Genomic DNA, 13,338 nt, shown 5'->3' on the forward strand with positions numbered 1-13,338 from the left:
TTAGAATTTAAATGTATAAGTGACGGAAGGTATACAGGGTAATAAAGTCTGTTTGATCAACCTTGTTTTTCTTTTCCAGGTTGTTTCAGGCACACCTCCTTCTCCAATATGTTCTTGTCCGATGTATTCTTCTTCCAGATAGATCAAATTGGGAGTCATGGCATTATAGGCATTGTAGACAGATATATTCCAGGTGTGTGTGCCCCGGCGTACTTTTTTATGGAAGTTAACTCCCAAGTTCAATCGATGACTGACGGGTAACCGGTAATTGTTGCGGTGTTCGATATAATCGAGCAAATTACCGTTTATTGTCCCGGTACGCTGTTCGGCTAATGTTGCTGCCCCTCCGGTGTTAAATATCCAGGTGAGTCCAATATCGAACCGTTCATTGAACTGATGGTTTACACAAAAATTTATATTGTGGCGACGGTCATATTTATAGGGGAAACGTTCTCCGTAGTTGATGCTGCCGTCTTTGAACTGGCGGTCACTTTTGGCAATTGTATAGGCCAGCCAGCCGGTTGTTTTTCCCAGCGTTTTTTGTGCAAGTATTTCCAGTCCGAAAGAACGTCCGCGACCCATTTCCACTTTTTCCTGCCATCCTCCTGAGGTTCCGAAGAAAGAGGCGCCATCCTGATATTCCAGAACATTATGCATATCTTTATAATATCCTTCCAACGAAAATTCCCATCCTTTTATCCCTGTATAGTATCCCCCGACAGCATATTGAAATGACCGCATCGGGCGGATATTTTGAGTAACAGGCACCCATAAATCAGTTGGTAGTGAGATGGCTGACGACGATAATAAATGTACGTACTGTTCCATTTGAGTAAATGAACCTTTTATTGCATAGTCTTTGTTCAGGCGGTAGCGGGCGGACAGGCGGGGTTGTGCTGAGAAATAGCCTTTCCCTTGGGTGTAAAACAAGGAAAGATGTATACCTGCATTAATACTTAACCGGGTACCTATGTTGAAGTCATCTTCTGCATATAAAGCGCATTCATGGCCATGCAGATTACTGTTAGAAGAATCTTTATAGATGGTATCTTGTGCTACTGATCCGTTTTCTGCTTCTCTCACATTTGAGGTTGTGACCTCCGGCCGGAACGTATGATTCAGATAAGAGCCGCCGAATTTGATATGATGGTTCGGGGCAGGCGTATAGTCGAAATCTGTCTGGATACTAACATCGTGTATCCCTGACCTATAATCGGAATTATATGTATAGGTTTCGTTATGCATGGGATCGGTATTGGTCTTTTTCTCGGTTCCGGTGGCTTCCTTTTTATAACTGTCAGCCATTGACATCTGATAATGGTTGTATGCTACAGTCGTGTTACTGAACAACTTATTGTTGAATACATAATTCCAGCGTCCGGCTGCAATAGTATTCCCCCAGTTGATATTGATTTTGCTGTTATAGAAATACAGGCGCGGACCATCGTCATAACCGTCGTATTCCTTATCCCGTTTGTAATCATAATGGTCTTTTCCTTTATAAAAGCTGAGGAAGAGTCGGCTTCTGTCGGAAAACTTATGGTTTACTTTAGCATTGATATCATAGAAGTAATAGTTGTATTTTTTATCTTCCGGCAGAAAAGGTCTTGCCACCAGGTCCAGATAGGTGCGGCGTCCTGTCAGACAGAAAGAAGTTTTGTTTTTTATGATCGGTCCTTCAAAATGCAGCTTACTGGTTAGCAGGCCGACACTGATCGTTCCATGATAATTTTGCATATCGCCGTCATTGGTGCGGATATCGATGATAGACGATAATCGTCCGCCATAACGGGCAGGAAAGGAGCCTTTGAAGAGAGTCACTTTTTTCATGGCCTCCGGGGTGAAGATCGAGAATACGCCCAGCAGGTGATCTGCATTGTAGATCGGAATACCATCCAGCAGGATCAGGTTCTGGTCCGGTCCGCCGCCACGCACATGCAAACCACTGAATCCTTCCATACCCGCCTGTACGCCGGGTAACAGCTGGATTGTCTTCAGTAAATCAGCTTCTCCCAAAACAACAGGTGTGTTGCGGATTTGTTTCATCGGGACATCAAGGGCACTCATCGCAGTGGCATGGATTCCGGTTTCTCTTTTATTTGACAGGACGACAACTTCCTCTAACTGATTGTCGGTCAGTAGCCGGATATTCAGCAAGGTGTCCTTTTCCAACCGGAACCGGCATATTTGAGTGGCATAACCAAGGTAGGAGAATGAAAGTGCTGCATCTCCTTCGGGAAGCGTAATACTATAAAATCCGAAAGGGTTGGTCGAAGTTCCTATCCTTCTGTTTTGTTCAAAGATATTCGTACCGATCAGTGTTTCCGATGATATCCCGTCTGTAACATAGCCGCTGATTGTATATTTGCGGTTAACGGGTGTATCCCGTTTATCTAATAAGATATATTTTCCAGAAATCTTAAAAGCGATTGCTTCGTTTTCGAAAGCCCTGTGTAGAATATCCGTGATAGGAGATTGAGTCATATCCAGGGTTACAGGCTTTTTAAGCTGTATCTTTTCTCCGTAGATGAAAGAGAAGCCGGTAGAATCCTCCAACTGCTTTGCGAATTTGTCTAAAGCAGCATTCCGGATACTGAAATTTAATAATGTGTCTTTATTTTGGGCATCAAGAGGAGTTCTCCCGAAAATAACCCACAAGAGACATATGAAGCTGATGCGGAAAAGCGGGTAATGTATAGAATAGTTCATAATTTACTAAAGCTTAGTGCTGATAATGATAGTATTGTTTGTTATTGTGTAATTAAAATTGCCGGCTCCTTTTAATAATTCGAGCATTTCTTCCAGGCTTTCGCCATTGGTGAAGTTAGCCCGTATATGGTAACTCCGGAGTTCGGGATCGGTAATTTCTATTTTTACATTGAATGCATGTGAAAGTTGCCGGGTTATTTCCTGCAATGGTAGATAATCGAATAGGAAATGGCCGTTTCGCCAGACAATATCGTTGCTGCTTTTTGGATTTATTTCATGTTGTAAACTTTTCTGTAACCGGTTATAGATAGCACTTTCATTGGGAGAAAGAACGATTCGCCGGTTTTCTTCCGGTATGCTGACGGCAACGGAACCTTCGATCAGGGTTGTTTTTATTTCGGGGTCTTCGGGATAGGCTTCCACATTGAATTGGGTTCCCAGTACCTGCACGTTTACGGACTCTGCTTTTACAATGAATGGGTGCCTGGTATCTTTTTCTACATCGAAATAGGCTTCTCCGGTTAACCGGACTTCTCTTTTGGCTCCCCTGAAACGAGAAGGAAAGCTAAGTGTTGAGTAACGGTTCAGGGTGACAACAGACTGGTCGGGTAGTGTAATGTCCCGTATTTCAGCCAGGGTAGAAATAGTCTGTATGGTGCCCGATTGGATATAATCATATGTATACCAACTGGCCAGGCAGATGAGTATGGAGGCTGCAACGCTTCCTGCGATACGGAGAAATTTTATTTTTCCACTGGCAGGAGAGATACGCCTTTCTAGTATTTTCCAACTGTTTTTAGCGGAGAAGCGTCCTCTCGGTGAACGTGTAGAGGCGACCAGTTGTTCCAGAATCTTATCAAAGTTGTCGTTTTCAGGTGTCATCTTTTCTTTATCTGTTTAATTATTGCTTTCATAAATAAAGACAGAGATGTACGCTGGAACTCACTATGTCGATTTGGTGAAAATAAGTTAAGATTATGATCCGTTTTTGTCTGGCTTCAGGTAGCGTGATAACATATCCCGTAGTCGGGTTACAGCCTTTTGTAATTGTACGTCAACTGTATTGATGCTGATTTTTAATTCTTTAGCGACCTGTGCATAGCTTTGTTTTTCTTCCCGTATGCGGATGAATATCTCCCGGCATTTTTCCGGTAGACGGTCCAGTGCTTTGACATAGTGGGAAAAAAGTTCTTCGTTGATAAGGATTTCTTCCGGTGAATTTTCCTGATTGGCTATCTTATCGGCTATTATTTCGGTAATCTGTTTTTGCCTTTCTTCTTTTGCCAGATAATTCAGTGCGGCATTTTTTACTGTGATAAAGAAGTAATCTTCCAGATTGACTATCGTTTGTAATGACTCCCGCTTTTCCCAGATTTTCATGAATACGTCGAGTACGACTTCCTGCGCCCATTCTTCCTGTTTCAGATAGTAATAAGCAATACGGAAAAAACGATCAAAGCATAGATCATAGAATTTCTGCAAGGCAGTTTGGGAGTCCTCTTCCTTCATTTGTCGTAAATATCTTCTGATCTCTTGTTCAGTCATAATTTCCTTTTCATGCTACTCTGTGGCTGCAAAGATACTTTTTAATCGATAAGTATGACAAATCGTAATAAAAAAAGGACTTATTTTGAAATAAGCCCTTTTTTTCATTTATTTTTCGTTCATCTTCTCTATTAGGAGAGAAGCACATTTGAAATGTACAATCGTTCGCGGTGTGAGTTGAATCACATCCCCGTTTCTGGGGTTTCTTGCCGGACGGCTTGTTTGCAGACGTGGTTTGAATGAACCGAAACCGGGAATGAAAACACGGTCGCCTGCCTTTGTTTTTTCTGCAACCATTTCAGTAAAAGCATCGAGAATAGTTGTTATATCCCGTTTATTGAGATTTGTTTTTGTCGCTAATTCATTGATTAATTGACTTCTGTTCATGACTTTATTTTATTAGTTATTAGATATGTAGTTTAATATTAATAATATGTTTCCATCATGCTTTTCCTGTATTCGGAAGGAGACATGCCAGTGTGTTTACGGAAGAACCGCCCAAGAGAGGACTGATTGGCGAAATTTGTTTTTACAACAATCTCCTGGATGTTAAGAGAAGAATCTCTCAGTAGCGCTTTTATTTCCAGTATGATATATTCCAGTATCCAGTCTTTCGCTGATTTTCCGCTGACAGCTTTTATTATCGTTGTCAGATATTTAGGAGTAATACATAGTTCTTTAGCATAGAATGCAACCTCCCTGTTCTCTTTGTAATGTTGCATAATCAGATAAAAGAATTTGTCTGCAAGTTCTTTTTTATGCACATCCATTGTTGGAATATAAGGAAGGGAACTGATCTTGTATGTATTGTACAGGTCCAGATAGAGAATGCGTAATACATGAATCACAGATTCCCGGGGGTATAGGTTGGATGCAGATTTAGCTTTCGAACAAACCAGATTATAGTAATTTTCAAAGTTAATGCTTTCGCTTTCCATTAATTTGTAATGGAAGTGAGTTCGCATATAGATAAAAAAATGTGGCGAAAATCTATGAATACCGCTCAACACATCATTAAACAATGATTGTGAAACAGAAAATGCATTTATCTTAAAATCCTGACTTGTCTCGTATATAGAAACCAGTTGTCCCGGTAATAGAATGACAAGTTCATTGTCCATCAACAAATGTTCATGTGTGTGAACTTTAATCTTTGCACTACCTTCAGAGCAAAGCATAACCAGTCCGTATTGTATATATGACGGATACGGAGTTATAGGAATTTGTTTGACATTCTCATAGAAAATTAAATCATTTTTTATAGAATCAATGGTGTCATTATTTCCTACATGTAATTTGTTTTCCTTTAAAGACATCACCCTATAATTATTTTGTGTATAAAATTAAAACATCGTTCTTTATGATATTCAGACAGTGGAAATATGGTGTGACAATGAAGAAATATGGAACGCTTATTGACATTTTTTTTACAGACAATGCCCTGATGATTTGTAAGAACCATTGTTTATGGTGAATTGTTCATTTGTTACTTCATAAAAAATGTTGTTGTTTCTCTTGAACGTCACCATCATTTTATCACACCCGACCAAACCATTATTTGGGATGGTGGAACGTTGAAAAAGCATGTACTTTTGAATAATTTGAAGATTCTATGAAATTAAAGGGATGAAATTGTATGAAAATAAGAAGATGTTTGTATATTTAAAGCTGTAAAGAAACAGCAAGTAGAAGTAACTTGTTTATTCTGTAGTTATTAATAAAAGCGAGTATAACTTTAAAGTCAAACATCATGGGAAAGAATCTAATTCACAGCAATGAGTTGCATCTTATTGACAAAAAAGAAATTCACAATGCAGCTAAGAAAATGGTAGAGTCATTGAATCTGGCAGCCGGATCGACGGGAGGTTTCGATATTTATAAAGTCGTTGAAACTTATTTCACTGATCTGGATAAGAGACATGCAATCAATCAGCTTATCGGTATTGGTGAAGATTGTGCTTATTATGGTGCACAAGAACAGGCAGCTGAATGCGAAAAAGCAGAAGCTGCTAATGAGTAGGTAAACGTTTATTTGAAATAAGAAGGAGATACTTGTAATAAGCATCTCCTTTTTTATTTTGTATTTTCGAAGAAATTACCATGTCAACTGCGGCAAGAAACTGGAAAGAACGCTTTTGAGCTCCTTGATGTTGATAGGTTTCGTTACAAACCCGTTGCTTCCGGCTTGGCGGGCAGCTTCCATGTCATTCTCAAAGGCATAAGCCGATTGCATGATGATAGGTATGTCCTGATCAAATTTCCGGATTTCCTTTAATGCATCAATCCCGTTCATTTCCGGCATTTTAATATCCAGAAGGATCAGATCTGCATGTTGCTCCTTATAGATCTCCAATAACTCTACTCCCGTTTTAGCATGAAGTATGTTACAATGCTTTTTCAGAATTGTTTTTAATAATAAGAAATTACTTTCTTCATCTTCTGCGATGAGGATAGTGATGCCTTTGTTTGTTATGTTTTCGTCCATGATCATAATATTCAAGTAACTTCAACAAAGTTCTGTAATTAATTTAAAATACGCAAACTTATCAGGAGTAAAAATAGATGAAAGTCAACAAATATATAGCCTTTCATTATTGAGTGAGTGAATAGGGGGAGGAAATAAAGAAAAAGGAGTTGTTTTTGAAAAAACAACTCCTTTATATCGGTTATCAGTGATACTGATTATTTACCTGAAAGTTTTTCTTTCAAAGCAGCCAGTTCTTCAATGTCACCCAGTGTAGTCTTTTCAACCGGACCAGTTACCATTGCAGAAGATTCTTCGTTCTTGTTGTTGCGTCTTGCTGACGGTTTTTTGTCACCAGCAGGAGCATCTTTCTTAGCGCCCTTCTGTTCATCTTCGAAGATGCGGCTGTGAGAAAGGATGATACGTTTTGCTTCTTTGTTGAATTCGATTACCTTGAACTGTAGTTTTTCGTCTACAGCAGCCTGAGAACCGTCTTCTTTTACCAGGTGTTTCGGAGTTGCGAAACCTTCTACACCATAAGGCAAGGATACGACAGCGCCCTTGTCAAGTACTTCGATGATTGTACCTTCGTGGATTGAACCTACTGTGAAGATAGTTTCAAATACATCCCAGGGATTTTCTTCCAGTTGTTTGTGGCCTAAGCTCAAACGACGGTTTTCCTTGTCGATTTCCAGTACCTGAACTTCGATTTCTGCACCGATCTGAGTGAATTCGCTCGGGTGTTTGATCTTCTTAGTCCAAGAAAGGTCAGAGATGTGGATTAAGCCGTCAACGCCTTCTTCGATTTCTACGAATACACCGAAGTTAGTGAAGTTACGAACTTTAGCTGTGTGGCGTGAACCAACCGGGAAGCGAGATTCGATATCTTCCCATGGGTCAGCTTTCAGCTGTTTGATACCCAGAGACATCTTACGTTCGTCACGATCCAAAGTCAGGATAACTGCTTCGATTTCGTCACCAACCTTCATGAAGTCCTGAGCACTGCGCAGGTGCTGAGTCCAGCTCATTTCTGATACGTGGATCAAACCTTCTACGCCGGCAGCGATTTCGATGAATGCGCCGTAGTCAGCCATAACAACCACTTTACCTTTCACTTTGTCACCTACTTTCAAGTCCGGATCCAAAGCATCCCAAGGATGCGGAGTCAGTTGTTTCAAGCCGAGAGCGATACGTTTCTTTTCGTCATCGAAGTCAAGGATAACAACATTGATCTTCTGATCAAGCTGAACGATTTCTTCCGGATGAGAAACACGGCCCCAGGAAAGGTCTGTGATATGGATCAAACCGTCTACGCCACCCAAGTCGATGAATACACCGTAAGAAGTGATGTTCTTAACAGTTCCTTCCAGAACCTGTCCTTTTTCCAGTTTAGAGATAATGTCTTTCTTCTGTGCTTCAAGCTCTGCTTCGATAAGAGCCTTGTGAGATACAACAACATTCTTGAATTCCTGGTTGATCTTTACGATCTTGAATTCCATTGTCTTACCTACAAATACATCGTAATCGCGGATCGGTTTAACGTCGATCTGAGAACCCGGTAAGAATGCTTCGATACCGAATACGTCAACGATCATACCGCCCTTCGTACGACATTTGATGTAACCTTTGATAATTTCGTCTTTTTCAAGAGCTTCGTTAACACGATCCCAAGAACGTGTAGCGCGAGCTTTCTTGTGAGAAAGGATCAACTGTCCTTTTTTGTCTTCCTGGTTTTCGATGTAAACTTCTACTTCGTCACCAATTTTCAGATCCGGATTGTAACGGAATTCCGCCATTGATACAACACCGTCTGATTTGAAACCGATGTTCACTACAACTTCACGTTTGTTCATTGCAGTAACGGTTCCCATAACGACTTCCTTATCCTTTACAGTGTTCAGGGTTTCGTCATACGTTTTTACAAGGTCGTCCTTGCTTACGTCACCGTAAGTTTCTCCCTTTTCATAGGAGTCCCAGTTGAAATCTTCAACCGGCTGAATGTTCTTTAAATTTTCCATTCTCTAATTGTTAATACTTAAGTTTGTTTTAATTAGTAAGTTAGACATTATGTTGTCATCTCTCAAAAATCGGGGCAAAGGTAATGCTTTTTTCTGATATACAATAGTTTTGCTCCGGAAATTATGCTTTATATCTCTTGCTTTTTCAGGGTAGGGATCACTTGTATCTGTTTTTGTCCGTTGGATTGCCTTTTTGTTTTTGTGTTATATAAGATGTGTTGAATATTAATATGTTTCGTCAAAATAATATTATCTTTGCACCTTATTCTTCTACATTATGTATAAAGGTAGTTTCCGCCAGCATCTAAAACAGGGCTCTCTCTGTCTATATTGTATTCTTTGTATATTTATATGTATAAAGGCTACTGCAACAAACCGCACAATACGCCTGGATAGCCTGAAAGCCATCTTGTCTGAGAATCCGTCGCCGGATGTCGCTATAAAAACATTAAAAGAACTATCCGACCTTTACAGGCAAAAACCGGAAGAGGCAGGTTATCTGCATCGATTACTGAATCTCGGTATTCAAGTGGATTCTGTGCAGGCCGTATATGCAGCCGCAGCAAACCTTTCCCGTTATTATTATGATGACAATAAATCGGACAGTGTTGTTTACTGGGCCAAATATATAGATTCTATCGGCAAAAGCCGGCAGGAGCTTTCGGATGGTTTGTTTGAGGCTTACAGCTATGTTTGCCTGGACCATCTGTGGATGGAAAATTATGAACTGGCAATGAATGAGGCTATCCGTCTCTATAACCTGGCGTGTAGCAGGAATCATATATACGGTCAGATTCGTTGTGGTGAGAATCTGGGGCATATTTATCAGGCGATCCGCCGTGACAGCGATGCTGTCGTGGTTTTCCAGGCGGCATTGGATAAACAGGAAGAAGTGGGTAAGAAGTTAACGTTCAGTATCCGTCTGGTTTCCTATCAACTGGAATCACTCTTGCGTATTAATAAGCTGGATAGTGCCGAGGTTTTGTTGGTTAAATATAAGAAACTGCTGGACGAACAGGAAAAAGTAAATAAAAATACCGGTACGGTCTATCCTGTAGATCGTTATCGTTGGATTATGCATTCTTTTTATGCGGAGTACTACCTGAAAAGAAAAGATTTTGCAAATGCGCGCAAGTCGCTGGACAACGCAGAAAGGTTCGTAGGAAAGGAAACCATAAGTAATGATTTTGCCGTATTTGCTTACCTTTATATACAAGCCCGCTATAATAAGGAGGTTGGCAACTATACGGCAGCGCATAAATATATCGACGAACTGCTGGAAAGCTGGAAGACTCCCGATTGCCTGCAATTAAAAGCCGATATTTTATCCGAAGCAGGAGATTTCAAGAATGCTATCCAGGCTTACAAAGACGTAATATCGGAGACTTCCAAGATCAACAACGAGGCTTTTACCCGTCAGATCAACCAGCTCCGTACACTGTATGATCTGAATGACAAGGAAATGCAAGAAAAAGAGTTGGAAATCAGCCGGATGAATGTGGATATAAAAGAACACCAGCTCGTCTTGTCCATGTCGGTTTCCGTTATCCTGTTGCTGATATTATACATCCTTTATTTTTCATTCCGCCGTACCCGCCGGTTGAAAGATGCCTTGCTGAAAGAAAGGGAAGCGTTGATTGAATCAGAGAAGAACCTCCGTGTCGCCAAAGACAAGGCTGAAGAGGCAAACCAGGCAAAAACAACCTTTATCGCCAATATCAGCCATGAGGTACGTACTCCCTTGAATGCAATTGTCGGTTTTGCCAGCCTGCTGTCCGATTCCTCTTGTACACAGGAAGAAAAAGAAGAATTCTCTTCCATTATCAGTAATAATACCGAATTGCTGCTGAACCTGGTCAACGATGTCCTGTGTCTTTCGCAGATAGAAGCCGGAAACCTGAATTTTTCCATCCGCCCGGTCAACCTTGCCGACTGTTGCCGGAATTCGATAGATACGATCCGCCACCGGGTTGTGGAGGGTGTTTCTTTGACATTTACACCGGATGATCCTTCCCTGCTATTAAACACCGACCCCTTGCGCTTGCAACAATTATTGGTAAATCTTTTGATCAATGCCGCCAAGTTCACGGAGAAGGGAGAGATAAATCTGTCCTTTCATTCTGATCAGGGGGCAAATGCCGTCGACCTGATCGTTACAGATACCGGCTGCGGAATACCTGCCGATAAGGCAGCATTAATATTCAAACATTTTGAGAAAATAGACGAATATAAGCAAGGAACGGGGATCGGACTTTCAATCTGCCAGGCTATTGCCGGAGCTTTGGGAGGTACAATCCGACTGGATTCGGGCTATACCCAGGGGGCCAGATTTATCTTCACTCATCCTTGTTGAAACAGGGAATTTTTGCAGCAGAAAGTATCGAATAGCGGGAGGAATTGAAATTCATAATGACTTATGGAAAATATATTAAATAATTCCGTCCGGTATAAATATTTATTCGTAAGTTTGCCAATCGCTGTAAGTAAAATATGCATGAAGACGAAAAGTCTGTTTAAAAGGGGTATAAAATTTGTATGTATTGTAGTTCTTTTACTTTGCTCTGTTTCAGTCTTTTCCCAAAATGAGATAGGGAGGATACGAACAGATAGTCTGCGTAATGTTCTGCAAAAAGCAAAGACACCTGAAGAGAAACTTACTGTTTTGAAAGAGTTGGTTACGATCAACCGGCAGCAAAAAGTAGAAGTCTCTTTAGGCAAGGAAATTATGGATATAGCGATGCAGCTCGATTCCTTTCCGCTCGTTTATAACACCATGGCCGAGTTGGGCCGTTATTATTACAATCTGGATATGCGTGACAGCATTTTGTATTGGTACTCTATGATCGATACGATTTCCCGTCGGCGTAAGGAATGTCCCGATGCTTTGTTCACGGCCGGAAGCCTGGTCTGCCAGAATTATTTGTGGGGCGAAGATTATGAGCAGGCGATGAACGAAGCTATCCGGCAGGTTAATCTGGCGAATAGGGAACATCAGGAATACGGACAGGCAAGAGGCAACTATAATCTGGCCTTGATCTATCAGGTTGTCGGACAAGATAGTAATGCCGTAGATATTTTTCGTAAAGGCTTGGTCTGGTTGGATAAGAATCCGGATTGGCCCGTGTTGGAGTTGCAATATCTTTCGGATATGGTGATTTCGACGCTTCGCCTCGATCTGTTTGATGAATCGGAAAAGCTGTTAATGCGTTATGGGAAACTGCTCGATATGATGGAGCAGGATTATGAAACAAAAGGCTATTTCTTTCAGGTCCGTTATCATCGTTGCCTGCTGAACTCCGAATTTTCCGAACTTTATACCCGGAACGGAAAAATGAGGAAAGCACATGACTATTTGAAAAAAGCTGCGGCTTATATGAGTGACTCATTGGGCGTCTTTGTAAAATTCACCTTTTATCAATCCGAAGCTCTCTATTATATAAAGACCGGAGATAACCGCCTGGCACTGTCTGCGATCGATAATGCGCTGGCTTTGGGCGGCAATCTGGATATGATGACGCTGAAAATGCAGGTTCTGCGCCGTAGCGGACAATTGAAAGAAGCGATCCAAGTATATAAAAAGATACTGGAAATGAATACGGCTGTTAACAATAATGCCTTCGACCGTCAGATGGCCCAACTTCGTGTCCTGAACGATTTGAACGATGGCGAGAAACGAACCCGTGAATTGGAACATCAGGATGCACAGATCGCCTCCAGGCAGCGCCTGCTGATCCATATTCTGGCAACGATCGGACTGTTGTTGATGCTGGTCTCCCTGCTATACCGGTTGTACCGTCGTACCCGGCGTTTAAAAAATGAATTATTGAATGAGAAAGATTCATTGGTTGAATCGGAAAAGCAACTGCGGGTAATCAAAGAGAAGGCAGTAGAAGCAAACCGGTTGAAAACTGTTTTTATCTCGAATATCAGCCATGAAGTGCGCACTCCTTTAAATGCTATTGTCGGTTTTTCCGAGTTGCTGGTCGACAATTCTTTCCCGGAAGAGGAGAAGATCACTTTTGCTGCAACGATCAAGCGTAGTTCAGAGTTATTGATGAGCCTGATAAACGATGTACTCGACCTGTCCCGGCTTGAATCCGGTAATTATAATTTTACGATCAAAGAATGGGATGCTGTTGCGCTTTGCCGTGAGATCGCAGCGTCTCTGGAAGATAAAGCTATGCCGGGCGTAAAGTTGAATTGTGTTTCTGCAGTGGAATCTTTTCTTTTGAACACCGACAGGTTCCGTTTACTGCAATTGTTAGGACATTTGCTTTCGAATGCACTGAAATTTACCCTTGAGGGAGAAGTAAATCTGATATTTGAAACAGACCGGGAGAATAACACAGTCCGTTTTATCGTGGCTGATACCGGCTGCGGCATTCCGCTGGAAATGGCTGATAAGATATTCGAACGTTTTGAAAAACTGGATGACTTTAAGGAAGGCACGGGATTGGGGCTGACCATTTGCCGGAATATCGCCGGACGTTTTGGCGGTTCGTTATACCTGGATACTTCTTATCCGGAGATGTCGAAAGGGGCTTGTTTTGTTTTTGTCCATCCTTGCGGTTTAGAAAATAGTAAAGATTAATCCGATTAAAA

10 protein-coding genes are annotated in these 13,338 nt (G+C 41.2%); 3 read left to right on the forward strand and 7 right to left on the reverse strand.

The annotated features are described in order from the left end of the window. From HMPREF1535_RS11710 to HMPREF1535_RS11730, 5 genes are all read right to left on the reverse strand, one after another. Window positions 1-2,709 (reverse strand): TonB-dependent receptor, encoded by a 2,709-nt coding sequence (locus HMPREF1535_RS11710; protein ID WP_046146211.1) that lies wholly within the window; start codon window positions 2,707-2,709, stop codon window positions 1-3. 6 nt (window positions 2,710-2,715) lie between these two features. Next, on the reverse strand, window positions 2,716-3,591 hold the full coding sequence (locus HMPREF1535_RS11715; RefSeq protein ID WP_010800710.1) for a FecR family protein: 876 nt from the start codon (window positions 3,589-3,591) through the stop codon (window positions 2,716-2,718). A 93-nt stretch (window positions 3,592-3,684) separates the two neighbouring features. Then, a complete protein-coding gene (locus tag HMPREF1535_RS11720; protein WP_046146212.1) occupies window positions 3,685-4,254 on the reverse strand; it encodes an RNA polymerase sigma-70 factor in 570 nt (189 codons plus the stop codon). Between the two features lie 108 nt (window positions 4,255-4,362). After that, complete coding sequence (locus HMPREF1535_RS11725) at window positions 4,363-4,641, reverse strand: HU family DNA-binding protein (protein ID WP_009859795.1); 279 nt, start codon at window positions 4,639-4,641, stop codon at window positions 4,363-4,365. A 38-nt stretch (window positions 4,642-4,679) separates the two neighbouring features. After that, entirely contained in the window at window positions 4,680-5,570 is an 891-nt protein-coding gene (locus HMPREF1535_RS11730) for a helix-turn-helix domain-containing protein (protein ID WP_046146213.1), read from the reverse strand. Window positions 5,571-6,004: 434 nt separating this feature from the next. On the opposite strand from HMPREF1535_RS11730, the gene HMPREF1535_RS11735 reads away from it, so the two are divergent. Then, window positions 6,005-6,274 (forward strand): hypothetical protein, encoded by a 270-nt coding sequence (locus tag HMPREF1535_RS11735; protein WP_009859792.1) that lies wholly within the window; start codon window positions 6,005-6,007, stop codon window positions 6,272-6,274. Window positions 6,275-6,349: 75 nt separating this feature from the next. Here the strand turns inward: HMPREF1535_RS11735 and HMPREF1535_RS11740 are convergent, their stop codons facing one another. Further along, complete coding sequence (locus HMPREF1535_RS11740; RefSeq protein WP_009859791.1) at window positions 6,350-6,745, reverse strand: response regulator; 396 nt, start codon at window positions 6,743-6,745, stop codon at window positions 6,350-6,352. Between the two features lie 191 nt (window positions 6,746-6,936). Further along, window positions 6,937-8,736, reverse strand: a complete 1,800-nt coding sequence (gene rpsA, locus HMPREF1535_RS11745) for a 30S ribosomal protein S1 (protein WP_009859790.1) — start codon at window positions 8,734-8,736, stop codon at window positions 6,937-6,939. Window positions 8,737-9,013: 277 nt separating this feature from the next. On the opposite strand from rpsA, the gene HMPREF1535_RS11750 reads away from it, so the two are divergent. Together HMPREF1535_RS11750 and HMPREF1535_RS26240 are read left to right on the forward strand one after the other, a co-directional pair. Beyond that, window positions 9,014-11,089, forward strand: a complete 2,076-nt coding sequence (locus HMPREF1535_RS11750; protein ID WP_052716693.1) for a tetratricopeptide repeat-containing sensor histidine kinase — start codon at window positions 9,014-9,016, stop codon at window positions 11,087-11,089. A 141-nt stretch (window positions 11,090-11,230) separates the two neighbouring features. Next, complete coding sequence (locus HMPREF1535_RS26240; RefSeq protein ID WP_235438480.1) at window positions 11,231-13,327, forward strand: tetratricopeptide repeat-containing sensor histidine kinase; 2,097 nt, start codon at window positions 11,231-11,233, stop codon at window positions 13,325-13,327. The last annotated feature ends 11 nt before the right edge of the window (window positions 13,328-13,338 follow it).

Origin of the sequence: Parabacteroides goldsteinii DSM 19448 = WAL 12034, assembly GCF_000969835.1 — a bacterium.
GTDB lineage: Bacteria > Bacteroidota > Bacteroidia > Bacteroidales > Tannerellaceae > Parabacteroides > Parabacteroides goldsteinii.